The sequence below is a fragment of the Paenibacillus phocaeensis genome, from assembly GCF_900021165.1.
Taxonomy (GTDB): Bacteria; Bacillota; Bacilli; order Paenibacillales; family Paenibacillaceae; genus Fontibacillus; species Fontibacillus phocaensis.
This window is the reverse complement of sequence record NZ_FCOQ01000018.1, coordinates 760,638-784,652: the sequence shown is the minus strand read 5'-3', so window position 1 is coordinate 784,652 and position 24,015 is coordinate 760,638. Positions and strand designations below refer to the sequence as shown.

Genomic DNA, 24,015 nt, shown 5'->3' with positions numbered 1-24,015 from the left:
AAAAGACCCATCACTTGGATGAGCCTCCGGCAAAGGTGTTGGATGCTTCCTGGACTACGCTCGCGGCCATTTCGCGGATCTGGGAGAACCGCGCCTCCGCCGGCACCTCCCCGCGACCCGCGGCATCCTCCAGCCTAAGGTGGGCCAAAAATTCGATGTTGCCTTCACCGCCGGTGATCGGCGAGAACGTTAACCCGGCCACTTCGTAGCCTTGTTCCACCGCAAAACTCAGCACCGTCTCCAGCACTTCCTGATGCACCTTTGGATCGCGAACGACGCCTGATTTGCCAACCTTCTCACGGCCGGCCTCAAACTGCGGCTTGATCAGCGCGGCGATATCCGCCGGACGCTGCAGCAGCGCGAGCAGCGGCGGAAGGATGATTCGGAGCGAAATGAAGGACACGTCGATGCTGGCAAAATCCGGCTTAGGGCCGTCCAGATCCTCCGGCGTCATATAACGGAAGTTCGTCCGCTCCTTGACATTCACCCGCGGATTATTCCGCAGCGACCAATCAAGCTGATTATATCCAACATCGATGGCATATACGTAGTCGGCGCCATGCTGCAGGGCACAATCCGTGAATCCTCCGGTGGATGAGCCGATGTCCAGCATCGTTCGCCCCGCCAGATCGAGATCAAAGCGCTTGATCGCCTTTTCCAGCTTCAACCCGCCCCGGCTGACATAAGGGTGTATGGCTCCTTTCACGGACAATGCGGTATCGCGGGGAATTTTCGTTCCCGCCTTCTCAAGCCGCTCCTGTCCGCCGAATACCAGTCCGGCCATAATCGCAGCTTTTGCCTTCTCCCTGCTATCGAAATATCCCTGCTCCACGAGCAGGACGTCTACGCGTTCCTTGGAAACCGACATGCCAATCTCCCGTCAATAATTTACTTTTTTGCCTAAGGTTAAATGCGAATTGCCCCGTAACTTCTGAACCTCGAGGACGACGTTTTCGGCCGTTAAGCCCACTTCCTCCAATTGTTCCTTGATGCTGCCGTGTTCGATAAAGCGATCCGGGATTCCCATCAGATGAATGTCAAGCCCGTGGATTCCACGCTCGGCATAATGCTCCAATATCGCACTGCCTAAGCCTCCTGCCTGCGAAGCTTCCTCCAGCACAATCATCTTCCCGCTGCCCTCCGCTAATCGATCCAGCATATCTCCGTCAAGCGGCTTTAAGAAGCGAGCGTTCACAACCGCAGCGGACACCCCCTCCCGCTTCAGCATTTCCGCCGCGGCCTCGGCAACCTGGACCATCGGTCCAACCGCGATGATCGTCACGCTGTCGCCTTCCCGCAGCATTTCCCAGGTTCCGATTGGTATCGGCACCAGCTCTTTGTCCAGCGGGACTCCCGGCACATTAATCCGCGGATAGCGGTAAGCGATCGGCCCGTCGTTATATTCGAGCGCCGTCTTCATCATATGGCGCAGTTCATTCTCATCCTTCGGCATCATCAAGACGAGATTCGGAATATGGCGCATAAAAGCGATATCGTATACCCCTTGATGCGTCTCCCCGTCTGCGCCGACAAATCCGGCCCGGTCAATGGCGAACATCACGTTGGCGTTGTGGCGGCAAATGTCATGGACAATCTGGTCATAGGCTCGCTGCATGAAGGTGGAATAGACGGCATATACCGGCTTCATACCTTCCATCGCCATGGCCGCGCACATCGTAGCGGCGTGCTGCTCGGCGATGCCGACATCGATCATGCGGCCGGGGAACCGTTCCCCGAATTTGATCAGCCCGGAACCGCCCGGCATGGCCGGCGTCACGGCTACGATGCGTTCGTCCTGTTCGGCCAGCTCGATCAGCGTCTGCCCGAATACCTCTGTGTACATCGGGTTGCCAACCGCCTTCAGCAGCTGGCCAGACTCGATTTTATACGGCGTAATGCCATGCCATTTGTACGAATCCTGCTCTGCCGGCGTATATCCTTTGCCTTTGGTGGTCAGGACATGCACCAGCACCGGACCGCTCACGTTATTCGCTTGCTTGAAGGAATCGATCAGCCCCGGCAAGTCGTGGCCGTCTACCGGCCCCAGGTATTTGAAGCCCAGCTCCTCGAACAAGACGCCGGATACCATCAAATATTTGAGGCTGTCCTTCACCCGCTCCACGGTTTTGGCCACTTTACCGCCGATGGCCGGAATCTTCTTCAGCAGCTGCTCGACCTCGTCCTTGGCCCGCAGATAATTGCGGTCGGAACGGATTTTGGTCAAGTAATTGTGCAGGGCTCCGACATTGGGCGCAATCGACATTTCGTTGTCATTCAGGATCACCATCAGATCCTTCTTCTCATGACCGATATGATTCAGCGCTTCAAACGCCATGCCTCCGGTCAGCGCGCCGTCTCCGATGACCGCAATCACCCGGTTCGACTCGCCCTTCAGATCCCGGGCAAGGGCCATCCCCATCGCCGCTGAAAGCGAGGTGCTGCTATGCCCTGCTTCCCACACGTCATGCTCGCTCTCACTTCGTTTGACAAATCCGCATAATCCGTGAAGCTTACGAAGCGTGTCGAACTGGTCCATCCGCCCGGTCAATATTTTATGTACATAAGCCTGATGGCCTACGTCAAAGATAAATTTATCCTGCGGACTGTTATAGCAATAGTGCAGGGCGATCGTCAATTCCACCACGCCCAAATTCGAAGCCAAATGCCCGCCGGTCACCGACAGCTTTTCGATCAAGAACTGACGGATTTCCTCAGCGAGCGGCGTCAATTGCTCCAGGGACAAGTTTTTCAGATCGGCAGGCTCATGTATTTGCGAAAGCAGCACAGCCATTCCCCGCTTTCCTTAATGTATGGTTCAAAAAGCCGTTTCCTGCTACCGGCTCCTTCTTGCATAGATGATAATAGCCTTCATTATACCATATGTCACGATGATGTCGAAATCACTTGCAACGGATAAACGAGTCATTTTTCCCTGATTTCGACCCGTGACGAATGAAGGACTAATGATCGCGGCGAAGCAGCTGATCGGCGATTTCCAGCAGCCGCTGCGGGTTAGGAACGGCCCCTCCCTGCACCGCTTCCTTCGCCTCGCTTGTCAACTGTTCGACTTCAGCCCGGGAGGATTCGATGCCAATAAAGTAAGGGTAGGTCACCTTCTGCTGGACCACGTCGCTTTGCGTTTTCTTGCCCAGCTTGCTCTCATCCCCGATCAGATCAAGGATATCGTCCTGAATTTGGAAAGCATGTCCCAGCGCTCGTCCGTAACGTTCCAAGGCCTCAAGCTGCTCCGCGGTCCCGGATGCGACATGCCCGCCCGCCTTTACCGAGAATACGATCAGGTCGCCGGTCTTATGCTCATGGATATAGCGCAGTTGATCCAGACGGGTCACCCCTTGCTCGCCTTGCATGTCGGCAACCTGGCCGCCGACCATGCCGCTGGGCCCGGCGTACCGCGACAATTCCTCCACGATCGCGAGCGCCGCCTCCGCCGGAACGCCATGCTCACGGCTCGCTTGCACGACGCTGTAGAAAGCATGCGTCAACAAGCCGTCTCCGGCCAGGATCGCCATCGCTTCCCCGAATATTTTATGATTCGTCGGTTTGCCGCGCCGGAAATCATCGTTGTCCAGGGCCGGCAAATCGTCATGGATCAGCGAATAGGTGTGCACCATTTCTACGGCGCAAGCGACGGGCAATGCCGCTTCCCGGCTGCCGCCGAGCGCTTCCGCCGCAGCCACGACGAGCAGCGGACGCAGTCGTTTCCCGCCCGCCATCAGCGAGTAATCCATCGCCTGGCGCAGCGTTCCCGGCACTTCCCAGACCGCCGGAACGCTGGCCGCCAAGCGGGCGGAGACGACTTCGCGAATCTCCTTCATGTATTCCTCTATCGATAATTGCTGACGCAACAAGATCACCGCTCTCCTCAGAAATCCGCGCTATCGCTTAGCGGCGGCTGAAACGGCTGTTTCTCTACCGCCCCATCCTCTTCTACGATCATCTCGATCTTCCGCTCCACCTGCGCCAGCTTCTGACCGCAAATTTGCGAGAGCCGCATGCCCTGCTGGAACAGATCAATCGCTTTCTCCAGCGGGACATCCCCGTGTTCCAGTTGGGATACGATGTCCTCCAACTGGTTCATCGCCTCTTCGAAATTCAGTTCCGGTTGCTGCGCTTCCGCGCTAAGCTTGGTTTCCTGTTCCTTCATCTTCTTCTCCCGCTCCTTCCGGCCTCATGCCCCAAACTTGACAATCCAGTTCTCCGTCCGTGACTTTCACCGTGATCCGGTCGCCCGGATTCACATCCGACAACGACTTGATGAGCCGTCGACCTTGTTCATCGTAGACGAGGCTGTACCCCCGCGCCATTACCTTCAGCGGGCTCAGTGCGTCCAAATGGCGGATGCCCGAAGCCAGCTGGCCGGATTTCTCGCGCAGGATGCCTTGCATGGCTTGCCGCAGCAAGCGNGCTGCAGGCGGTGCTGCAAGCCCTGCTGCAGCACCTGCTCGCGCTGGCGCAGAAGCGCGCGCAGCTCGGCCGTGTGCGGCACGGCCAGCTCGGCGGCTGCGGTGGGCGTGGCGGCGCGCAGGTCGGCGACGAAATCGGCGATGGTAAAGTCCGTCTCATGGCCAACGGCCGAGATGACGGGAATCGCCGATTCATAGATGGCACGCGCGACCTGCTCCTCATTGAACGCCCACAGCTCCTCGAGCGAGCCGCCGCCGCGGCCGACGATCAGCACGTCGGCCTCACCCATGGCGTTCAGCGTCCGGATCGCCTTCACGATCGAAGGCGCCGCCCCTTTGCCCTGGACGAGCACGGGGTACAGGATCACCGCCGCCTGCGGGTAACGCCGCCCGAGCGTCGTCAGAATGTCGCGGACCGCCGCCCCGGTTGGCGAAGTGATGACGCCGATCGTCTTCGGGAACCGCGGCAAAGGCCACTTGCGTCCCGGCGCGAACAGCCCTTCGGCATCGAGCTTCTGCTTCAGCTGCTCAAAAGCCAGGTACAAGCTGCCGACACCGTCCGGCTGCATATGCGTCGCATAGAACTGATATTGCCCGTCCCGCTCGTAGACGGAGACGTTGCCGCGTGCAATAACGCGCGCCCCTTCCTTGGGACGAAACGGCAGCCGCTGGTTATGGGACGCAAACATAATGCATTTGATCCGGCTGTCCGCATCTTTGAGCGTAAAATACATGTGCCCGCTGGAATGATGCGTGAAATTGGAAATCTCACCGCGAATCCAGACGTCGGTGAGCACCTGATCCGACTCCAGCTTCATCCGGATGTAGCGGTTCAAATCCTTCACCGATAAAATCCGCTGCTGCTCCAAAGGTGCCGCCTCCTTTCCGAGAAATAAGGGAATTTCGTACCCTTATTCGGCGCTCGATGTCCCTGTTCGAAAAAATAAGCGTACTTTTTTCCTTTATTTTATCTTCCATGCCCCTGCAAGCGACTTTTTACACACTTTCCTTAGGAATAAGGACATAAAAGTCCTCTATTCTCCCTCAATGCCCACTTTTGAGTTAAATAAGGCCCTTTTGTTCCCTTATTTATTTGGACCAGCCTGCGGGACCAGTCTGGCGAGACCGTCTGTGCGACCGTCTCAGCCCCCTCCGGTTCCAACAATCCCCGCTTAGGCCAATCCCTGCAGCCGTTTCGCCGCGATCAACGTATTTTGCATCAGCATGGTGATCGTCATGGGGCCAACGCCGCCAGGAACCGGGGTGATCGGTCCGGAGACCTCCTTCACGCTGTCGAAGTCGACATCCCCGGCCAGTTTCCCGTTCTCCAGACGGTTCATGCCGACATCAATGACCACAGCGCCCGGCTTCACATAGGAGGCGTCCACGAAGTTGGCGCGTCCGATCGCTACGACAAGAATGTCCGCCAACCGGGTCAATTCCTTCATGTTGGCCGTACGCGAATGGCACATTGTCACCGTGGCGTTCTCCCGCTGCAAGAGCAGCGACACCGGCTTGCCCACGATGTTGCTGCGGCCGATGACAGCTGCATGTTTGCCGGCAATCTCGAGGCCTGTCCGCTTGATGAGTTCGATGACCCCCGCCGGTGTGCAAGGCAGCAAGCTGTCGTCGCCGATCATCAAATTCCCGACGTTGACCGGATGGAAACCGTCCACATCCTTCTCTGCGGAAATCGCATCGATAACCGCTTTCTCGTCAATATGTTTCGGCAGCGGCAACTGTACTAGAATCCCATGGATATTGGTCTGATGATTCAGCTTGTCCACCAGGGCCAGCAATTCCTCCTGGGACGTCTCCGCCGACAAGCGATGAACCTCCGAATAGTACCCCAGCTCATGGCAAGCTTTCTCCTTGTTCCGCACGTAGACCTGCGATGCCGGATCCTCGCCGACGAGCACGACCGCCAGTCCCGGCGTAAGGCCTTGCTTCGCCAACCGCTCTACCTCTTCACGCAAATCCTTGCGAATCTCTTCCGAAATTTGTTTCCCGTTAATGATAGGTGCTGTCATGCTCGTCCTCTCCTCTACCTTAAATTGAAATTATCGGTTGCTTTTCAACCGGTCAACATCCTGAATCATTTTCCCAAGCACGCCGTTAACGAACTTCCCGGATTCCGCGGTGCCAAAATGCTTGGACAACTCGATCGCTTCATTCACGGCCACTTTGCCCGGCACGTCATCGCGGAAGATCATCTCGTACGTAGCCAGACGCAGCACTTGACGGTCCACCTTGGACAAGCGGCTGATTTGCCAGCCCTTCAAATAATCCTCCAGCAGGGCATCGATCGTTTCCTTCCGGCTCCAGGTGCCGTTAACCAGCTCCAGCACGAATGAGCGGGTCGCGTCCACATCGGACAGCTCCACCTCGCTTTCGTTCTCTTCCATGGCTTCCGTTAGCAGCATCGTGACCGCTTCATTCGCGTCCACTTCGTTCATTTCCATCTGGTACATACTCTGTACCGCAATCTCTCTCGCCAAACGCCGTTTCATCTGCTTCCTCCTAGAAAGTTTTTACACTGTATTCATCCACCGGTTCTTATCCTTCAGCATGGACCAAAACCAACGCATTCATCACTACATGCCATCCACTCGCACTTTGCTTTAACACAAAAAAAGACCCGCAATAGGCTTACTCCACAAAAGGGGCAAGAACACGTTCCTAGCTCTTTTCCGGAGTAAGCATATCACAGGAAACGGTAATGAGGAATTCGAATTCTCATTTAAAGGGACGCCAGCGCGTAGACAGCCATTCCCAGATGGTGCCCCAAGGCAACAGCGGGCCCCCCTCCAAGTCCTTCTGCTTGCCGATGGTATAACCGATAAACAGCAGCAAGGCGCAGAACAACATATTCCAGAATCCGAAAAACAGATAGATCGGGCATAAAAACACGGCCGCCGCAATACCAAGCAGGCGTCCTTTGTGACTCTCCCACAATTGCTTCCAGAACACCCCGCTGCTCACCCCTATTCAACCCGGCTTTTGATGACCGGCGAATGGACCAGGTTGGCAATATAAACCGAGACATAGGAGACGGGAATCCCCGTGATTTCCTCGACATGGTCATGAACCTGCCGCTGAACTTCCTCCGTCAATGCCGGAATTGACGTTTCTCCATCAACCAGCGCACGAACCACGATTTCGAGTCCCGACTCCATGATCCGAATCCGCGTCTTGACTTCCTTGATGCCGCGCACGCGGGAGGCGGCTTTATAAGACAGATTCTCGATCGTATCCACCGAGATTTGGATATCGCCGTATTCATTCCGCTGATCAATTGAAGTCGCCGAGCTGCGGTCCCTGCTGATCGCTATGTAAAAAACACGAATGCTGATGAGCAGCAGTACGATCGCTGCAACCCAGGTACCGATATAAAACGGTTGCTGCTCCAGGACTTTCAGGTTCAGAGGAACCGCATCCGTGAGCAATAGAATGACGAATACAGAGAGGATCGCGATGCTTAAGCTGTAAATAAACATCAAAATTCGGTCTAAAATTTTGGCCACGACAGGTATTGCCTCCTTAATAGAGGTTTGCTTCAGCTTGTCCCAGCTGAAAATTACAGTAAACCCCCTGACCTGGGAAGCGGTCGGGGGTTCATAACAAGGCTTTATTTCACGCGATGAGTCGCTTCCACTTCTTCCACACGTTCGGTCGCTTTGAAAATGACGTCGTGAATCTGTACGTTCACTTCAACGACATTCAGCCCCGTCATGGTTTCGATGGAACGCTTAACATTGCGCTGGATTTCCGAGGCGACTTCCGGGAGACGGTTGCCGTACTCGACGATAACGGATACGTCCACCGCAGCTTCACGTTGGCCAACTTCCACCTTAACGCCCTTGGAAAGGTTCTTTCTTCCCAGCAACTCTGCGATGCCGCCGGCGAATCCGCCGCTCATTCCGGCAACGCCTTTCACTTCAACGGTAGCCAGTCCAGCGATCACTTCGATGACTTCCGGGGCAATTTGAATTTCACCAATATCCGTACGTTCGAATTCCGTTGGCAAAGTGCTCATTCTATTCATCCACCTCTCAATAAGTATGACGCTGCTCTTACGATAGAAACCGCGCACTTATTATACATACTATATCATTTTGGGTTCATTATGACAAACTTGCGGCGGGTTTCTATATCTCGTTTTCTTCCAGAAATTTGATATCGAAGTCACCCTTGATAAAGGTCGGATGCTCCAGCAGCTTCTGGTGAAAGGGGATCGTGGTATGAATGCCTTCGATCGCGAACTCAGACAACGCCCGCTTCATTTTCGCGATCGCTTCTTCCCGCGTAGGTCCCCAAACGATCAGCTTGGCGATCATCGAATCGTAATGCGGCGAAATCGTATATCCGGGATAAGCCCCGCTGTCAACGCGAACGCCGGGTCCGCCCGGCGGCAAATAGAACCCGATTTTGCCCGGAGACGGCATGAAGTTGCGCGCCGGATCCTCAGCGTTAATCCGGCATTCGATCGACCAGCCGTTCAGTTTGATATCCTCCTGGGTGAAGGACAGCGGATTGCCTTCAGCGACAGAGATCATCTCCTGGATCAAATCGACGTTGGTGACCATTTCGGTGACCGGATGCTCCACCTGAATCCGCGTGTTCATTTCCATGAAATAAAATTGTCCATCTTGACCTAACAGGAATTCCAGCGTTCCCGCACCGGAATAGTTAACCGCTTGCGCGGCCCGAACTGCGGCCTCGCCCATTTCCCGCCGTTTCTCCGGCGACAGTACCGGGCAAGGAGCTTCTTCGACCAGCTTCTGACGGCGGCGCTGCACCGAGCAGTCGCGTTCGCCCAGGTATACCGCATTGCCGTGCTTGTCGGCGATAATTTGGATTTCCACGTGCTTCATGCCGGTCAAGTATTTCTCGAGGTACACGCCGGCATTGCCGAAAGCTTTTTGCGCTTCCTGCTGAGCCGTTGTAATTTGCTTAATCAAGGATTCCTCGTCTTCGGCAATGCGAATCCCTTTGCCTCCGCCGCCGGCCGTCGCTTTAATGATGACCGGATATCCGATATCGCGAGCCACCATCACCGCTTCATCCAGATCTTCAATCAGACCGTCCGAGCCGGGGATGACAGGCACCTTCGCTTCCTTCATCGTTTGCTTCGCCATCGCTTTATCCCCCATGCGGGTGATCGCTTCCGGAGAAGGGCCGATGAACGTAATGTTGCAGGATCCGCAAATTTCCGCGAAGTCGGCATTCTCTGCCAGGAAGCCGTAACCGGGGTGGATGGCGTCGCACTCCGTCAATGTCGCTACGCTCATCAGATTGGTCAGATTCAAGTAACTGTCTTTGGATAAAGTTGGTCCAATGCAATAAGCCTCGTCGGCCAGTCGTACGTGCAGGGAATCCTTGTCCGCTTCGGAATAGACCGCTACGGTGGAAATACCGAGCTCGCGGCAAGCGCGAATGATCCGCACGGCGATCTCGCCGCGGTTGGCAATCAATATTTTATGAAATTTCATGAGATTCTCGTATCCTCCTTTGGAAAGCTAGGGTAGCGGCCCTTGAAGCTGCATCAAGCATTAGCCGGTACTCCGCGCATTACTCCGGCTTCACCAAAAAGAGAGGCTGCCCGTATTCAACCATCTGCCCGTTCTCCACGAGGATGTCGATGATCTCGCCTTTGACTTCCGCCTCCAGCTCGTTCATCAGCTTCATCGCTTCGATGATGCAGACCGTCGTCTTCTCGCCGACTTTGTCGCCGATGTTCACATAAGGCTGGGCTTCCGGCGAGGAAGAACGATAGAACGTCCCGACCATCGGCGAAGCTATGGTATGTAGGTTAGCTGCAGGCGCAGCAGAGCGGGACGCTTCGGCCGCTTGAGGTGCCGGTGCCGTTTCTTGCAGGGCCGGAGCCGGTACGGCAGCCGAAATATTTTGCGGAACAGCGGCAACCATCTGCGGCTGCACGTGAACGACTTCGCTCACGCCGTTCTTGCGAATGGACAAGCGAGCGCCTTCATTTTCGATTTCTAGTTCATGCACGGACGTTTGGTCCAGCAGTTCGATCAATTCTTTGATTTCACTCAGCTTAAACATATTCTCACTCTCTCCTTCAGCTTTGTAGGAAAAGCCTTGGCCTTAAACCATAAGCCTTCTCGGCTCATAACTTTATGTATTATATCATAATCGATCAAAATGGAAAGAGTCCAAGTTGCCTCGGACCCTTCCTACGATTGGAACTTTCGGTTCGCTTGTTTATAGAGCTGGATTCCTTATTGCTTAACGTATTGTACGCTGACTTTATCCTGGGATACGTCAAGTTCCTTGATCACCAAGTCCATGATGCTGACGGCTTCCTTGGCCTCCATCTTCTCGCTGACGACGACCACTTTATATTTGTCGTCCGCTTCGGTTACAACCGCATTCGCATATTGCTGTTTAAGTCTTTCCTCGATGTCATAAATCTTCGCTTCCTTCTCCTCCAAGGCGCTTAATTCCTGTTGAGCCATAGCAGCTTCGTCCAACGTTTTGTTCTCATCGCTAATCGCTTGCATCAGCTCTTCCTGCTTCTTCATGTTCTCTTGCGTACGGGCGAATTGGTAAGCATTCAGCGTGTCTGCGGAAGATACGCCTTGAGCTTCCAACTGATTCAGCACCTCTTCATCCGTGGCGGCTGGCTTCTGGCCGTCATTCGCAGCCGGCTTGCCTTCCGCTGCCTTATCGGAGTCCGTTGTTTGGGGATCCTCGGCCGCCGCATTATCCTCGCTTTTGGCCGCATCCGGATTTACGGCGTTGCTGTCTTCAGCACTTTGATCGGCTGGATCTGCCGCCGCGGTATCGTCCGTGATGACGCTGCTGTTCTCACCGCCGTCCGTTGTAACCTCCGACAGAATAACGTCGTCCCCTGCCGCATTTCCGGCCATGCCGTTATTTGTCGTGCTGACCTGCTGTCCGTCGGTTGGCGTCGAAGTTTGCGGACCGTCCTCTGTAAATAAATAGTAGGCGGATAAGATGACCATCAAGCTCAGCATGGATACCAGCCAAATCGTTTGTCTTTTGGATTTCATAATGGAATTCCTCCTAAAAATTTAAAATGAAAGAAGTGCTCCCTCAAACTTGTAATTTGATTCTTGACTCTTGATTCTTGTTACTTCAACCCTGATAGCGATTCTGATCATTGAGACTGCTTGCGCGGTACAACGGAGATCTGATAGGCAGGGACGTTCAGCCCCTTCTCAACGGCATCCACGATCAAGCTTTTCACCGTTTTATTCTCGGCTCCCCGGGCTACAATCAGCACCCCGCGCACCTTCGGTTTGATCTTCTTGGTAACGATGGGCTGCTCGCTGCCGGAAGCCTCGTAAGTGACGATTTGACCGTCCCGGGTATATTGGGTGATGTGCCGTTTGCCCCCGTCCGCATCGCTTTCTTCCGTTAACTCCTGGGAGTCTTTGATGTTCCGCTGAACCACGATTTCCTCCGTCGAATCGATCGTGACAAGTACGTCCACCGCGCCAACGCCAACGATCTTCTCCAGAATTTCCTTGGTTTTGCTTTCAAGCGCCATTTCGATGCTGCTGAACTCATCTTCCCCCGTTCCGCCCAAAGCTCCGGGCGAACCGGAGATGTCCTGCATCATTGGCGGTTCGCGGCTCCCCTCGCCGTTCGTATCCAGTTGCTTCACGTTGACGAAGGAATTGAACAGCATAATGGCAATTCCGACCAACCCGAGAATGAGCAGCCAGCGAAATGTACTTGCCGTTTTTTTGCCCTCCGCTCCCCGGCCCAGCCATTGCTCCAATTTCTTCAACCATCCCGGCACTTTCCTCACCTCCCGGCATTTCCGCCGTCTAGACTTGCGGTCCCAAGGACCTTTACCGCCTCTCTATCCACGCCCCAGTTCACCTGAAGCAATTGTTCGATTTGCGAAACCAATGCGGCTGCCGCCGGCCGGGTATCTTCCGTTGCCTTATCCCCGGCTTCTCCTGTCGCTTCATCCCACGCGTCGTCACCGGATGCCATGGCCGCGTCGCTAGGCGTTTCGGCAATCCCGTCCGAACTGCCGGCCTTGCCGGAAGGATCGGTTGTCTTTACGCTGACTTTTATTTTTTCTACCGGTGCGATCGATACCTCCGGCCCCCGTCCGGCTGCACCGGCTTCTGCCGCGTTCTCTTCTTGCTTCACCTGCGCCATAACGACCTCAACGGAGGAGATGACCGGCTCGGCAGCATGCGGATTGGTTTCCCCTGTGGCCTGAGCTCGTGCAGGCTCTGTTCTCAGTTTGACGGTGACTCGATCTACCTGCTGGCCTGTCGTCCGTTCGATTTGCTCCTTCATTTGCCTAGACGCTTCTTCTCCCGCCCAGGCGAGCGCTTCGGATTCCTGTTTCTGTCTCAGCTTCTCGCCTTGCTGCAGAATGGCCTCTGTGCTTTGGCTCTGGGAGTCGCTGCCCAGACCGTCCCAGCTGGCTGAGAACGCAGCCTCGAGCTGATCCTTGGCATCCGCCGCGAAGAATCGCATCACCGGGGACAACAGCGTCAACAGGATCAGGAGGCTGACCACGAATCTGACGTAGCGCTCCATCGCGCGGTTGGGCAGCAGCAAATCGATAAACACCGCAATCAGCACGATGAAGATAATTTCTTTCAGCCACTCCGCCAACCAGTCCACCCATGATCACCACCCCTTATAAGTTGTTACTTGCTCCCGGAGTTCACCTCATCATGACGGTGATATTCCCGGCGGTCAGCATGATCGTAATCGCCAGGAAGAACATCATGCCCACCGCCGCCAGCGCTGCAAAAACATACAGCATGCTCTTGCCGATCGTCTCCAGGCAAGTGATGATCGGCGAATCGCCGAGCGGCTGCATCACCGCCGCCGCCAGGTTGAAGATCAGCGCCAACGTGATGATCTTGATCGCCGGAAATGCGCAGAGGAACAACAGGATGATGACCCCGACAAGGCCGATCGAATTTTTAACGAGCAGGGAAGCCGAGATGACCGTGTCCGTCGCATCGGCGAACACCTTGCCGACCACCGGCACGAAGTTGCCGGTCAGATACTTGGCCGTCCGCAGCGTCACCCCGTCCGCCACCGACCCAGCGATGCCTTTAACGGAAATTACGCCGAGGAAGACGGTGAGCAGTACTCCCAGCAAAGCCATGCTGACCGTTCGCAGCAGATTCGCCAGTTGAGTGAGCTTGTACTTGTCGGACAACGAACTGACGATGTGCAGCACGGCCGAGAAGAACAGCAGCGGGAACACGATCGTGTGCACGGTCGTTCCAACCGCGTGAACCATGAAGACGACCAACGGATGGGTTACCGTAACCGTCACCGCATTCCCCAGCGAAGCCAGAAGCATGAACAGCAGCGGAACCATCGCCATCATGAAGTCGATCATTCCGGTGATCGCATTCGTGGCATAGGTGATTGCAACATGGAAGCTGTTGATCGCGAGCACCAGAATCACCATATAGCAGATCGAATAAGCGACTTTACTGACCTGCTTGCGTTCAAACGCCGTTTGCAGGGTTTCCAGAATCATGCTGAAGATGGAGAGCAGCACGATGGTGACCAGAATGTGCCCGTTATACAGCACTTCATGCCACATATACCGCATCAGACCGCCCAGTCCCGATTTCAGACTGAAGCTTTGATCCTGCTGCAGGAGCATATCCATAAAAGACGGGACCTTCTGATCCGGGAAAAAACCGCCGTAATCCTTCATGAGTTGCTGCCAATATCGTTCGACCTGATCGGTGGGAAGATCCTCAGCTTGGCGCTGGATCCAATTATCTCCTTCCCCTTCCGCGGAGGCGATAACGGGCATGTATCCGTACAGCAGCATCCCTAGCAAGATTAGGAACAGCGTAGGGCCGCGCCATCGTTCATTCGTAGTGAGCATAAGTCCTTCTCCCCAATCCGAAGCAACCTTCTAAGCCGGCAGCAGCTTGATGACCGTCTCGATAATGATGCTGATAATCGGAATGGCAAGCACCATGATGAGCACCTTTCCCGCCATTTCGATCTTGCTGGCGATGCTCTCTTGCCCGGCATCCCTTACGATCTGAGCGCCAAATTCGGCGATATAGGCGATCCCGATGATTTTCAGAATCGTCTTTAAATAGATCATCTGGACGCCGGATTTATCAGCTAGATCCTCCAAGACCTCAATGATTCCTCCGATTTTACCGATCAGGTACAGAAATATCAGAACGCCCGTGCTCGCGGCAATCAGGAAAGCGAACATCGGCTTTTGTTCCTTGACGACCAGGACCAGCACGGTTGCGATGAGCCCAAGCCCTACAATTTGGATGATTTCCACGGTGCGCTCACCTACTGGAATAAGAAGATCGATTTGATTTCCTGAAACAGACTGTCAAGCAGCCGAATGACCATGAACAGGACGACCACGAACCCGATCAGCGTCACCCAATGCGCCATGTCCTCTTTCCCCATCTGTTTCAGCACCGTATGGATCATGGCGATAATAATACCGATGCCCGCAATCTGAAAAATAGCGTTCACTTCTATGTTCATTGACTTGGCACCTCACTAACGATTTCACAGGCGGCAATCAGCCGTGGAGGGAAATGGTATTCAGTAGAACAAAATAACGATGAACGCTCCGCACAAAAGACCCAAGCTTCGATACATTTTCTCATAGCGGGCTTGTTCTTCCCGTGCAGCGGCTTCCTCGCTCTCCAGCTGCCGCACCGCCGTAGCCAGATGACCCAATTGATCCTTCCGGTCGCTTGTCCCGAGCGTTAAGCTGAGCTGCCGAATGACCTCCTGCTCGGGCGCCTTCATGGCGGTATATTTCCACAGCTTCGTCACGGCATGCTCCAGGCTTTCCTGGGCGGTCCACGGCTGGGCCGCGCCCATATTGTCCGCCGCATGGACGAAGATGGCCCGGATCGGTTCCCCGCTTTGCTCGCCGATTCGGCGCAGCGCATCCGGCAGCGGCGTGAAGCCGTACATGATCTCGGTCTCCAGCCGTTTCAACGCGAGGATAAGCCGCCGAATTTGGCTTGGCCGGGCGGCGAATTGCCTGGCCTGCAGCCAACCCGCCAATGTGGCGGTCAGCAGGACGAGCGCAGCTCCGAACATCTTAAGCATGCTCTTCCCTCCCTTTCCAGCCGGGTGCGGCTGGCGGGATTCCTCGGCGTTTGCCGTCCCACAGCTTGAAAGCCAGTCCCTTCTCCGTTCGTGCAAGCACCGCATACATCTGGAAGAAGGAGCTCTCGGCCAGCTTGGACAACGCCGGGCGGGCCGCCAAATCGTCCACGCTTGATCCGTGTGCTGTGGCGATCACCCGCACTCCGGCATGGAGCGCTTCGGCCAAGGCCTCGGCATCCTCCGGTCGGCCGATCTCATCAACGATGATCACATCCGGCGACATGGATCGGATCATCATCATGATCCCCTCCGCCTTCGGGCATCCGTCCATCACGTCGGTGCGGGGACCGACGTCAAAACCCGGTACCCCCCGTTTGCTGCCGGCGATCTCGGAACGCTCGTCAATCACCGCGACCTTCAGTCCCGGCCAGGACGCTTCGGGATGTCCCCAGGTACCGCAGCTGATCTGGCGGGCCAGATCGCGAATCAAGGTCGTTTTCCCTTGCTGCGGCGGCGACAGAATCAAAGTGTGATGCACGGTTTTATGCCGGAAGTCCAGCAGCTTCGGCAGGATCGGATCGGCAATCCCCCGGATTTCCCGGGCGATCCGCATGTTAAACCCGCTAATATCTCGAAGGTGCTCCACCTTTCCCCCGCTAAGCAAGGTTCTGCCCGCCAATCCAATGCGATGGCCGCCGGCGATCGTGATAAACCCTTTGCGCAGCTCTTCCTCCATCGTGTACAGCGAATGGTTGGTGATGAGATCGAGCAGGCGATTGCCGTCCTGCTTGCTCGGCTTGTACGCGGCATCCGGATTCCTCGTCATCTCTCCGTCGGGCGTCAGGAAATAATACCGGCCTTCCGCGTTAATCTCCAATGGCCGGCCCTCCCGAATGCGAATTTCTTCTAAACCCGGAAAGATAGAGGGCGGGAGCTTGAGCAGTAGAGCCCGGAGATTGTCGGGAAATACGGTCAACCAACTCGGGTTCATAGACGCACCCCCAAAACTCTTACTTTCGTGCATGTCCATACCGCCTAAAGCTTTCTCTTAATTGAATTGTTTTTTGCTATATCACATGTGTATGCTTGTACTTTGCCATTATGCTAGGGAAATCTATCATTTCTTCAAAATCCCGATTAAGAGACAAGCCACCCCGCAGCCAATCCATACCATCTTCCCCCAGGACAATTTGTCGGCGATGCCGGCGAGTCCGATAGACGTAGTGACGAGGAGAATGGTTGGACCCACGAACGCCAGCGCGGAATTCACGGCCAGCGCCTTGTCCACTCTGCCCAGCTTCAGCATCAGCAGCGCCGCCAAAATCTCGATCGTTCCCGAGAAGATTCGCAATGCCGCCATACTGGTCACAAATTTATCAAGCATATGTACCTCCTTCTTGTCCCATCTGTTCTCTTAACGATATGCCCGAATTTCTCTATTTATTAAAAAAAAATCCCCCGAAGCCATAGCCATAGCTTCAGGGGATTCTCACGGTGCAATTGATATATTCAGTTATCGCAGCTTAGCGGCGATCCTTCGGTCCGCCAACGAAAGCGGTGCTTTCCGCATCCAGGCCGTAGGCTGTATGCAGGGCGGTCACGACCTCGTTCAACTTGCTGCCGTCGATGACGCAGGACACCTTGATTTCCGAGGTGCTGACCATTTCAATATTTACGCCTTGCTTCGAAATCACGTCGAACATTTGCGCCGCAACGCCCGGGTGGCTGACCATTCCGGCACCTACGATCGACACCTTCACCAGCCCTTCTTCAGAGGTGACCTTCTCATAAGGCAGCTCGGCGCGAATGCCTTCAAGCACCTTCACCGCTTTGTCGCATTCCGACAGGGCTACCGTAAAGGAGAAATCTGCTTTGCCGTCCGTTACACCGCTTTGGACGATAATATCCACATCGATCTTCGCTTCGGCCAGGGAGCCGAACACCTTCGCCAGCACGCCGGGGACATGCGACACGCCTAATATGCTGATTCGGGCCACGTTCTTGTCATAGGCGATCCCGCTGACTACCACACCTTGTTCCATATTGACTTCCTCCTTCACGACCGTACCTTCATGATAGTTAAAGCTGGAGCGAACTACGAGACGGACCTTGTTGTGCTTCGCGTACTCCACCGCACGGGGGTGCAGAACCGCCGCGCCCAGGTTGGCGAGCTCAAGCATCTCGTCATACGAGATTTCGTTCAGCTTGCGGGCGTTCTTCACGATCCGCGGATCCGTCGAATATACCCCGTCCACATCCGTATAAATCTCGCAATAATCCGCCCCCGTTGCCGCAGCCAGAGCCACCGCCGTCGTGTCGGAACCACCGCGCCCGAACGTGGTAATCTCCCCATCTTCGGTCATGCCCTGGAAGCCGGCAACGATAATGATCTTTCCCTCTTCGAGCGATTTCAGCACCCGCTCCGGCTGAATATCAGTGATCCGAGCTCTTCCATGCTCCGCTTCCGTACGGAAGCCCGCCTGCCAGCCCGTATAAGAAACGGCCTTCCCCCCTAACGCATCAATGGCAATCGCCAAAAGAGCGATAGAGATTTGTTCACCGGTCGTCATCAACATATCCATTTCACGCAAAGGCGGATTCGGATTCAGCAGCTTCGCCTGATCGATTAAATCGTCCGTTGTATCGCCCATCGCGGAGACCACGACCATGACCTGATGCCCTTCCTGCTGTTTCTCCACCACGCGCCGGGCGACGCGCTGCATGCGTTCCGTATCGCCTACGGAACTGCCTCCAAATTTCATCACGTATAAAGCCAAGTCAGACCCTCCCTAATGGTGCCCCAATTCGGAGCGTTCAGCCCATTGAATCCAGTAACGCTTTAAACCAGTATAATACGAAAGACCCGAAGTTCGTCAATGGTTTTGCGGATATTAACAAAAATTCCCCCACCCAAGTCAGGTGGAGGATACCGCTGGATGGCCAAGTCCCCGCTGCTGGCGGAGCCTTGTACCTTACTACTGCCGGTTCAAGTTATGCCCGCGAAATATATTTGCCTTCGCGCGTATCGATCAAGAGCACGTCGTCTTCATTAATGAAGAGCGGCACTTGTACGTTCAGGCCGGTTTCGACCTTCGCATTTTTGGTCGCGCCGGTAGCCGTGTTGCCTTTGATCCCCGGTTCGGTTTCAACGACCTTCAGCTCAACGCTGTTCGGCAGGTTGATCCCGAGAATTTCGCCTTGGTAGCTGACGATCTTCACGTTCATATTCTCTTTCAGGAAGTTCAGTTCCCATTCCAACTGATCCGAAGTCAACGTGAATTGATCGTAAGTCTCGTTGTCCATGAACGTATGTTCTTGACCGCTGGCATACAGGTATTGCACGTCGCGGTTTTCAATCATAGCCCGGCCGATCGTCTCGCCGGCACGGAACGTTTTTTCCACCGTGTTGCCGTTACGCAGGTTTTTCAGCTTGGAGCGGACGAATGCAGCGCCCTTCCCCGGTTTCACGTGTTGGAACTCCAGCACCGTATAAATGTCGCCGTCCACCTCGACGGTCAAGCCTGTCTTAAAATCGTTTACTGAAATCACAAAAGTACCTCCTCAAGTGGGTTAACATCTCTATTAAAATTGAAAAATACCCAAAATTCAAGCTGCCCACGTTAGTTGCTGTTCCCCCACGTTTGGAGTTCCCTGCGAAACGATGCAACAGCCGGGTGTCCGACCCGATGTGGACCGGCGGCAACCCTGATTTAACCAAGCGAGATAAATTCCTTCGTCGATTCCGTCAACCGGCGGATTCCGGTCTCCGTGATCACCACATCGTCCTCGATGCGAACGCCGCCGATGCCAGGCAAATAAATCCCCGGCTCCACCGTGACGACCATCCCCGGCTTCAGCACCGTATCGCTCGCTTTGGATACGCGCGGCGCCTCATGCACTTCCATGCCCAGGCCATGCCCGGTGCTGTGGCCGAACTGCTCGCCGTAACCGTAACGGGTAATCACATCACGCGCTAAAGCGTCGGCTTCCCGTCCGGTCATGCCCGGCCGCATGAATTCCAGGGTATGAAGCTGGGCTTCCAGGACGATATCATAAATTTCACGCAGCTTGGCGCTTGGCGTTCCCAAGGCGACCGTCCGTGTGATATCGGAGCAATAGCCTTTGTACAACGCGCCGAAGTCCATCGTAACCAGCTCGTTCGCCTGCATGATCCGTTCGCTGGCTCTGCCGTGCGGCAATGCGGAGCGCTCTCCGGAAGCCATAATCGTATCGAACGAAGGGCCGGTCGCGCCGTTCTTCTTCATGAACGTCTCCAGTTCCAGCGCAGCGTCCCATTCGCTCATTCCCGGCTTCAGAACGTCTAGCATATGCAGGAAGGTTCGGTCTGCCAATTCAGCCGCTTCCTTCAGGACAGCCAGTTCCTCCGCGTCCTTGAAGAGACGCAGTTCTTCAACCAGACCGCTCAGCGGAACAAGCGTTATCGGCGTAAGCTCGCGCTCATAAGTCCGATAGGTCGCGAACACCATCTGTTCTTCTTCAAATCCGAGTCGATCGATGCCTTCTTGCGTCATCAGGCTTTGAATCATTCCGGTGACCGAAGCCCCGTGATCTACGATTTCGAATCCGGGCGCCTGTTCGGCCGCCTGCGTCAAATAACGGAAGTCCGTCAACAACCATGCCTTCTGCGGCGTAATCAGGACATAGCCGGAACTTCCCGTAAATCCCGTCAAATAGCGGCGGTTCACTTCTCCGGTAATCAATACGGCTTCGATCCGCTGCGATGCAAGCGCTTCGCGGAGCCGATTTACTCGTGTACTCGCCATACCAAACTCTCCCTTATTATAAGGTAGTAACTTCACTATCCTCGCTCCAAATGATGCTTCAACGCCAGCAATCCCATTTCATAGCCATAGGATCCGAAACCGGAGATTTGACCGACGGCGATCGGCGCAATCACCGAGGTATGTCGGAACGCCTCGCGGGCGTGGATGTTGGACAAGTGAACTTCAACTACGGGGATATTCACCGAGGTTAAGGCATCCCGAAGAGCATAGCTGTAATGCGTCAACGCACCTGGATTCAGCAAAATCCCGTCTGTATTTCCGAAGGCGGCATGAATTTGGTCGATCAGCCCGCCCTCATGGTTGGACTGGTAGAAGAATAGCTCCAACCCATTAGGCGCAGCCAGGGCCTTCAGCTTGTCTTCGATCTCACGGAGCGATTCCGATCCGTAAACGCCGGGCTCGCGCACGCCAAGCATGTTCAAATTCGGTCCGTTCATGACCAAGATGCGATACATGGCGGCTCCCCCTTTCCGAAAAATAACCAAAAATAATTTTAACATACGAGGGAGTCGCTTGAGAAGCTATAACTTTTTTGAAGCAGCTTCTATTGAAGAGCCTTCTCGCGGGCTTTGTTCGGTTCACGCGAACGTTCATCCGTATATTCCTCCGCAGTGGTATAACCAATGAACAATCCCCACAACAGATACAGGCAGAACTCGCTGATGATCGTGGTCCGCGACAGCTCCCGCAGCGGGGGGATCAGATCAAACAGCGGCCCCAGCACCCCGAATAAGATTCCCCACCAAGCGATGCCGTATAGGATCCCCGGACCAGGTCCCCGCAGTTTACGAAATGCCACCACATAGAGGATTGTCGCCAGAATGGAAAAGGCAATAAACGACAACCACCCCACGTAATATCCGGCCTGACTCTGCAGGAACGAATTTTTGAAGAAGGGCTCTACCAGATAGCCGGGCAACACCGAGGTCAAGGACATAAAGAAAAACAGTCCCTTGACTCCCCCCCAAATCAATCCGGCAAAAAATCCGATTTCCAGCGAGAACTTCCAAATGTTGGTGTTTTCCCGCCGCTGCTGCCGCCAGGGTTGAACCCTTGTCCGCGGTTTCTCTTTGTTCGCTGTCATTCGCATCCTTCCCTTCTATAGAAATATTTTCATCCCTTTTTTTGAAGATTAGTATGCGCATTTCCAAAAAGACTAAACCAACTAGAATTTGCCCGCAAAGTCCGTTACAATGGAATCATTACAAATCTTGAGGTTATCCCGTTTACGCCACACTAAACTTATCTATTGTAGGAAGGTGAAAGTTTTGCCTGAACAATCTGCACCGACGATTTACGGCGGCCAAGCCGTTATAGAAGGCGTTATGTTTGGTGGAAAATATGTCAACGTGACCGCCGTACGCCGGAAGACGGGGGAAATCAGTTTTCTGGAGGTCCCTAAAGAAGACAAGGCTTGGGTCAAACGGCTGCGCAAAATCCCGCTGATCCGCGGAATCGTCAGCATCGTCGACTCGAGCGCCAAAGGTTCCAAACACCTGAATTATTCGGCAGAAGCCATGGCCGATGACGAGATGGATCCGGAGGAACGCGCCAAACAGAAGGAGAAGGAGGAATCCGGCTTCTCCCTCACCATGCTGCTTGGGGTAGCCGTGGTCGGGGTCTTGTCTTTTATCGTAGGCAAGTTGATTTTCACATTGGTTCCCGCGCTCCTGGAGCAATACTTGTTCCAGCATGCTTTTGCCAACCAAACGCTGCATTCGCTCATTGAAGGGGGGATCAAAATCGTCTTGTTGCTTGGCTACCTGTGGCTCATGTCCCAGACGCCTGTCATCAAACGGTTGTTCCAATACCATGGAGCCGAGCATAAAGTCATCTCCGCCTATGAAGCGGGTGAAGAATTGACCCCAGCCAATGTGCAAAAATACAGCCGCCTGCATTACCGCTGCGGCAGCAGCTTTATTATTCTGACGGTGATCGTTGGGGTTATCATCTATTCCTTGCCTATTTTCAGTTGGGATTCACTTTGGGAGCGCGTCTACATTCGGGTGCTGCTGCTCCCGCTTGTCATCGGACTCTCGTTCGAATTGCTGCGGTTCACCAATGCGGTTCGCGACATTCCGGTCCTTCGCTTCCTCGGCTACCCGGGGCTCTGGCTGCAACTGTTAACGACAAAGGAGCCGACCGATGATCAGGTCGAAGTATCCATTGCTTCGTTTAATCGGATGCGCGAGCTGGATGCCCAATGGGAGCAAGTTGGCGTCACTCCGACGCCTGTTCGTACGGCTTTGGATCCTTTGAAAGGATGAGGTCACATGAAAAAACAAGGCATCATGTTTTGGGTCATCGTCCTCCTGGTTGCGGTTTACTTGATCGACGGTTTGTTTATCAGCCATCAGATCGCGTGGGGCAGCATCATCGTGCCGGTCGTTGTCGTTGGCGTTGTCTTCCTGTTGTATAAATTCCCGCCGCGGAAATACCGGAAGTCACAGCCGAAGATCAAGCCTTCGGCACGTACGATGGCCAAGGTAGCCGCAGAGCGGAAGCCCGCCCGCGGCGAGAGTAAACGCAAAGCGTATCCGTTCCAAGTCATTGAGGGGCAAAAGGGCAAGAACGACGACGATTTGCCTAAGTATCATTAAACGACAAAAGGACGTTGCCGTGAATAACGGGAACGTCCTTTTTCATTCTATTTGTGCGCGGTAAACATTTGCTGGTATTTCTTGAACTGATCCTCATACTGCTGAAGGTTCCAACTGCCGAAGAAGCGGTCTCCCGCCAAGAACCCCGATTCGTACAGCAGCAGACTCTCCTCTTCGCTGATATCGAATTGCGTCGTGCCGATGCCTAACGTCGAAATCTTAATCGTACGATAGCGGTTGGACTGCTCGATGTATCGCTCGTCATGGGCGGACAACATCGTTTCTACGATCGCCTGCAGCATCGTAAACGGCCCGGTAATGCCATGCGGCTTATTCGTATTTTTCCCCACCATTTGAAAGCCGACGGTCGGAATCCGCTTCTCTCCGTGCCGCGGCTGGTCGCGGTCAAACAACCAGAGCGGAAAATTGCTGAGCAACCCGCCATCCACGATATGCAGAAATTGCTCGGCGAACGGTTTGCCTTTCGCTTGCTTAGGCGGCAGCCGCAGCAGGACCGGGTCAAAGAAATAGGGGATGCTGCAACTCATGCGAACCGCCCGGGCCACCTCAAACGTCGCCGGGTTGATGCCCATCTTCTCCAAATCGTCCGGCAATACCATAATTTTGCCGCTGGTAATGTCCGAAGCGATGATGCTCAGCTTCCCCGGGGCAAGATCGCCGAAGGTACGAATCCCTTTGGCCAGCAAAATCTGGCGGATCCACTCCTCCAGCGCCTCGCCTGCATATAAGCCTTTTTTGAATAAGACCCGCAGGGCCGGACCGATCAACGCCAGATTAAAGACCGGCGCCCGCTTCAAAAATTTCGAAAATGAAGTCGTCAGGATAAGACCTTTCATTTCGTCGGCGGTATAACCTGCGGCAATCATGGAAGCGATGATCGAGCCGGAAGAGGTTCCGGCTACGCGATGAAACCGTGCTCCGTACTTCTCGGCTGCCTTGACTGCGCCGGCCAGCGATATCCCCCTGACCCCGCCGCCTTCAAACACCCCGTTCATCAGCATCAGATGCCTTCCCCCCAACCCACATTCAGTCTACTGCTTATGTATGTTGGGAGGGGCTGTACGTATG

28 protein-coding genes and 2 pseudogenes are annotated in these 24,015 nt (G+C 54.7%); 2 read left to right on the top strand and 28 right to left on the bottom strand.

Annotation, left to right across the window (positions count from 1 at the left end):
• Positions 1-10: 10 nt before the first annotated feature.
• The 27 genes and pseudogenes from BN3795_RS13635 to BN3795_RS13510 form a co-directional block, all read right to left on the bottom strand.
• The gene (locus tag BN3795_RS13635) at positions 11-868 is read right to left on the bottom strand and encodes a TlyA family RNA methyltransferase (protein ID WP_068785177.1); all 858 of its coding nucleotides are present in this window, start codon (positions 866-868) and stop codon (positions 11-13) included.
• Positions 869-880: 12 nt separating this feature from the next.
• Positions 881-2,791: a 1-deoxy-D-xylulose-5-phosphate synthase gene (gene dxs / locus BN3795_RS13630; protein ID WP_408635029.1), complete on the bottom strand. Its 1,911-nt coding sequence runs from the start codon at positions 2,789-2,791 to the stop codon at positions 881-883.
• A gap of 169 nt (positions 2,792-2,960) precedes the next feature.
• Positions 2,961-3,836, bottom strand: coding sequence for a polyprenyl synthetase family protein (locus BN3795_RS13625; protein WP_068785398.1), 876 nt, complete (start codon positions 3,834-3,836; stop codon positions 2,961-2,963).
• Positions 3,837-3,883: 47 nt separating this feature from the next.
• Positions 3,884-4,165, bottom strand: a complete 282-nt coding sequence (gene xseB / locus BN3795_RS13620) for an exodeoxyribonuclease VII small subunit (protein ID WP_068785176.1) — start codon at positions 4,163-4,165, stop codon at positions 3,884-3,886.
• Positions 4,140-4,481: pseudogene (locus BN3795_RS26155) on the bottom strand (exodeoxyribonuclease VII large subunit); the annotation flags it as partial. The gene xseB and the pseudogene BN3795_RS26155, both read right to left, overlap by 26 nt.
• 2 nt (positions 4,482-4,483) lie before the next feature.
• Positions 4,484-5,242 (bottom strand): annotated as a pseudogene (gene xseA / locus BN3795_RS13615) (exodeoxyribonuclease VII large subunit); the annotation flags it as partial.
• 354 nt (positions 5,243-5,596) lie between these two features.
• On the bottom strand, positions 5,597-6,454 hold the full coding sequence (folD, locus tag BN3795_RS13610; RefSeq protein WP_068785175.1) for a bifunctional methylenetetrahydrofolate dehydrogenase/methenyltetrahydrofolate cyclohydrolase FolD: 858 nt from the start codon (positions 6,452-6,454) through the stop codon (positions 5,597-5,599).
• A 30-nt stretch (positions 6,455-6,484) separates the two neighbouring features.
• Positions 6,485-6,934: a transcription antitermination factor NusB gene (gene nusB / locus BN3795_RS13605; protein WP_068785174.1), complete on the bottom strand. Its 450-nt coding sequence runs from the start codon at positions 6,932-6,934 to the stop codon at positions 6,485-6,487.
• Positions 6,935-7,160: 226 nt separating this feature from the next.
• The gene (locus BN3795_RS13600; protein ID WP_009225785.1) at positions 7,161-7,394 is read right to left on the bottom strand and encodes a DUF2273 domain-containing protein; all 234 of its coding nucleotides are present in this window, start codon (positions 7,392-7,394) and stop codon (positions 7,161-7,163) included.
• Between the two features lie 14 nt (positions 7,395-7,408).
• Positions 7,409-7,948 (bottom strand): alkaline shock response membrane anchor protein AmaP, encoded by a 540-nt coding sequence (gene amaP / locus BN3795_RS13595; RefSeq protein WP_068785173.1) that lies wholly within the window; start codon positions 7,946-7,948, stop codon positions 7,409-7,411.
• A 104-nt stretch (positions 7,949-8,052) separates the two neighbouring features.
• Complete coding sequence (locus BN3795_RS13590) at positions 8,053-8,460, bottom strand: Asp23/Gls24 family envelope stress response protein (RefSeq protein ID WP_068785172.1); 408 nt, start codon at positions 8,458-8,460, stop codon at positions 8,053-8,055.
• Positions 8,461-8,572: 112 nt separating this feature from the next.
• The gene (gene accC, locus BN3795_RS13585; RefSeq protein WP_068785171.1) at positions 8,573-9,916 is read right to left on the bottom strand and encodes an acetyl-CoA carboxylase biotin carboxylase subunit; all 1,344 of its coding nucleotides are present in this window, start codon (positions 9,914-9,916) and stop codon (positions 8,573-8,575) included.
• Positions 9,917-9,995: 79 nt separating this feature from the next.
• The gene (gene accB / locus BN3795_RS13580) at positions 9,996-10,493 is read right to left on the bottom strand and encodes an acetyl-CoA carboxylase biotin carboxyl carrier protein (protein ID WP_068785170.1); all 498 of its coding nucleotides are present in this window, start codon (positions 10,491-10,493) and stop codon (positions 9,996-9,998) included.
• Positions 10,494-10,669: 176 nt separating this feature from the next.
• On the bottom strand, positions 10,670-11,464 hold the full coding sequence (locus tag BN3795_RS13575) for a SpoIIIAH-like family protein (protein WP_068785169.1): 795 nt from the start codon (positions 11,462-11,464) through the stop codon (positions 10,670-10,672).
• 107 nt (positions 11,465-11,571) lie between these two features.
• On the bottom strand, positions 11,572-12,219 hold the full coding sequence (gene spoIIIAG, locus BN3795_RS13570) for a stage III sporulation protein AG (protein WP_068785168.1): 648 nt from the start codon (positions 12,217-12,219) through the stop codon (positions 11,572-11,574).
• A 5-nt stretch (positions 12,220-12,224) separates the two neighbouring features.
• Positions 12,225-13,067: a stage III sporulation protein AF gene (gene spoIIIAF, locus BN3795_RS13565; RefSeq protein WP_068785167.1), complete on the bottom strand. Its 843-nt coding sequence runs from the start codon at positions 13,065-13,067 to the stop codon at positions 12,225-12,227.
• Positions 13,068-13,110: 43 nt separating this feature from the next.
• Positions 13,111-14,250 carry a stage III sporulation protein AE gene (gene spoIIIAE / locus BN3795_RS13560; RefSeq protein ID WP_232729934.1) on the bottom strand — a complete coding sequence of 380 codons (1,140 nt, stop codon included), beginning with the start codon at positions 14,248-14,250 and terminating at the stop codon, positions 13,111-13,113.
• A gap of 87 nt (positions 14,251-14,337) precedes the next feature.
• Positions 14,338-14,727, bottom strand: coding sequence for a stage III sporulation protein AD (spoIIIAD, locus tag BN3795_RS13555; protein WP_068785165.1), 390 nt, complete (start codon positions 14,725-14,727; stop codon positions 14,338-14,340).
• Positions 14,728-14,738: 11 nt separating this feature from the next.
• Entirely contained in the window at positions 14,739-14,942 is a 204-nt protein-coding gene (gene spoIIIAC / locus BN3795_RS13550) for a stage III sporulation protein AC (protein WP_009225775.1), read from the bottom strand.
• A 60-nt stretch (positions 14,943-15,002) separates the two neighbouring features.
• The gene (gene spoIIIAB / locus BN3795_RS13545; protein ID WP_068785164.1) at positions 15,003-15,521 is read right to left on the bottom strand and encodes a stage III sporulation protein SpoIIIAB; all 519 of its coding nucleotides are present in this window, start codon (positions 15,519-15,521) and stop codon (positions 15,003-15,005) included.
• Positions 15,514-16,512: a stage III sporulation protein AA gene (gene spoIIIAA / locus BN3795_RS13540; RefSeq protein ID WP_068785163.1), complete on the bottom strand. Its 999-nt coding sequence runs from the start codon at positions 16,510-16,512 to the stop codon at positions 15,514-15,516. The genes spoIIIAB and spoIIIAA overlap by 8 nt, the downstream gene beginning before the upstream one ends.
• Before the next feature lie 126 nt (positions 16,513-16,638).
• Entirely contained in the window at positions 16,639-16,905 is a 267-nt protein-coding gene (locus BN3795_RS13535) for a YqhV family protein (RefSeq protein WP_068785162.1), read from the bottom strand.
• 139 nt (positions 16,906-17,044) lie between these two features.
• Positions 17,045-18,298 carry an aspartate kinase gene (locus tag BN3795_RS13530; protein WP_068785161.1) on the bottom strand — a complete coding sequence of 418 codons (1,254 nt, stop codon included), beginning with the start codon at positions 18,296-18,298 and terminating at the stop codon, positions 17,045-17,047.
• A gap of 214 nt (positions 18,299-18,512) precedes the next feature.
• Positions 18,513-19,070: an elongation factor P gene (gene efp / locus BN3795_RS13525; protein ID WP_068785160.1), complete on the bottom strand. Its 558-nt coding sequence runs from the start codon at positions 19,068-19,070 to the stop codon at positions 18,513-18,515.
• 161 nt (positions 19,071-19,231) lie between these two features.
• On the bottom strand, positions 19,232-20,305 hold the full coding sequence (locus tag BN3795_RS13520; protein WP_068785159.1) for a M24 family metallopeptidase: 1,074 nt from the start codon (positions 20,303-20,305) through the stop codon (positions 19,232-19,234).
• Positions 20,306-20,340: 35 nt separating this feature from the next.
• Positions 20,341-20,781 carry a type II 3-dehydroquinate dehydratase gene (aroQ, locus tag BN3795_RS13515; RefSeq protein WP_068785158.1) on the bottom strand — a complete coding sequence of 147 codons (441 nt, stop codon included), beginning with the start codon at positions 20,779-20,781 and terminating at the stop codon, positions 20,341-20,343.
• A gap of 89 nt (positions 20,782-20,870) precedes the next feature.
• Positions 20,871-21,410, bottom strand: coding sequence for a YqhR family membrane protein (locus BN3795_RS13510; RefSeq protein WP_068785157.1), 540 nt, complete (start codon positions 21,408-21,410; stop codon positions 20,871-20,873).
• Positions 21,411-21,594: 184 nt separating this feature from the next.
• On the opposite strand from BN3795_RS13510, the gene BN3795_RS13505 reads away from it, so the two are divergent.
• Both BN3795_RS13505 and BN3795_RS13500 read left to right on the top strand, forming a co-directional pair.
• Entirely contained in the window at positions 21,595-22,593 is a 999-nt protein-coding gene (locus BN3795_RS13505) for a DUF1385 domain-containing protein (protein WP_068785156.1), read from the top strand.
• Between the two features lie 6 nt (positions 22,594-22,599).
• Positions 22,600-22,926, top strand: a complete 327-nt coding sequence (locus BN3795_RS13500) for a hypothetical protein (RefSeq protein WP_068785155.1) — start codon at positions 22,600-22,602, stop codon at positions 22,924-22,926.
• Positions 22,927-22,973: 47 nt separating this feature from the next.
• Here the strand turns inward: BN3795_RS13500 and BN3795_RS13495 are convergent, their stop codons facing one another.
• Entirely contained in the window at positions 22,974-23,948 is a 975-nt protein-coding gene (locus BN3795_RS13495; RefSeq protein WP_068785154.1) for a patatin-like phospholipase family protein, read from the bottom strand.
• Positions 23,949-24,015: the final 67 nt, after the last annotated feature.

What these genes read in the sequence shown, in the direction of transcription:
- BN3795_RS13635 (WP_068785177.1), bottom strand. Translation starts at nt 868, where the DNA reads ATGTCGGTTTCCAAGGAACGCGTAGACGTCCTGCTCGTGGAGCAGGGA.
- dxs (WP_408635029.1), bottom strand. Translation starts at nt 2,791, where the DNA reads ATGGCTGTGCTGCTTTCGCAAATACATGAGCCTGCCGATCTGAAAAAC.
- BN3795_RS13625 (WP_068785398.1), bottom strand. Translation starts at nt 3,836, where the DNA reads ATGAAGGAGATTCGCGAAGTCGTCTCCGCCCGCTTGGCGGCCAGCGTT.
- xseB (WP_068785176.1), bottom strand. Translation starts at nt 4,165, where the DNA reads ATGAAGGAACAGGAAACCAAGCTTAGCGCGGAAGCGCAGCAACCGGAA.
- folD (WP_068785175.1), bottom strand. Translation starts at nt 6,454, where the DNA reads ATGACAGCACCTATCATTAACGGGAAACAAATTTCGGAAGAGATTCGC.
- nusB (WP_068785174.1), bottom strand. Translation starts at nt 6,934, where the DNA reads ATGAAACGGCGTTTGGCGAGAGAGATTGCGGTACAGAGTATGTACCAG.
- BN3795_RS13590 (WP_068785172.1), bottom strand. Translation starts at nt 8,460, where the DNA reads ATGAGCACTTTGCCAACGGAATTCGAACGTACGGATATTGGTGAAATT.
- accC (WP_068785171.1), bottom strand. Translation starts at nt 9,916, where the DNA reads ATGAAATTTCATAAAATATTGATTGCCAACCGCGGCGAGATCGCCGTG.
- accB (WP_068785170.1), bottom strand. Translation starts at nt 10,493, where the DNA reads ATGTTTAAGCTGAGTGAAATCAAAGAATTGATCGAACTGCTGGACCAA.
- BN3795_RS13575 (WP_068785169.1), bottom strand. Translation starts at nt 11,464, where the DNA reads ATGAAATCCAAAAGACAAACGATTTGGCTGGTATCCATGCTGAGCTTG.
- spoIIIAE (WP_232729934.1), bottom strand. Translation starts at nt 14,250, where the DNA reads ATGCTGCTGTACGGATACATGCCCGTTATCGCCTCCGCGGAAGGGGAA.
- spoIIIAC (WP_009225775.1), bottom strand. Translation starts at nt 14,942, where the DNA reads ATGAACATAGAAGTGAACGCTATTTTTCAGATTGCGGGCATCGGTATT.
- spoIIIAB (WP_068785164.1), bottom strand. Translation starts at nt 15,521, where the DNA reads ATGCTTAAGATGTTCGGAGCTGCGCTCGTCCTGCTGACCGCCACATTG.
- spoIIIAA (WP_068785163.1), bottom strand. Translation starts at nt 16,512, where the DNA reads ATGAACCCGAGTTGGTTGACCGTATTTCCCGACAATCTCCGGGCTCTA.
- BN3795_RS13535 (WP_068785162.1), bottom strand. Translation starts at nt 16,905, where the DNA reads ATGCTTGATAAATTTGTGACCAGTATGGCGGCATTGCGAATCTTCTCG.
- BN3795_RS13520 (WP_068785159.1), bottom strand. Translation starts at nt 20,305, where the DNA reads ATGGCGAGTACACGAGTAAATCGGCTCCGCGAAGCGCTTGCATCGCAG.
- aroQ (WP_068785158.1), bottom strand. Translation starts at nt 20,781, where the DNA reads ATGTATCGCATCTTGGTCATGAACGGACCGAATTTGAACATGCTTGGC.
- BN3795_RS13510 (WP_068785157.1), bottom strand. Translation starts at nt 21,410, where the DNA reads ATGACAGCGAACAAAGAGAAACCGCGGACAAGGGTTCAACCCTGGCGG.
- BN3795_RS13500 (WP_068785155.1), top strand. Translation starts at nt 22,600, where the DNA reads ATGAAAAAACAAGGCATCATGTTTTGGGTCATCGTCCTCCTGGTTGCG.
- BN3795_RS13495 (WP_068785154.1), bottom strand. Translation starts at nt 23,948, where the DNA reads ATGCTGATGAACGGGGTGTTTGAAGGCGGCGGGGTCAGGGGGATATCG.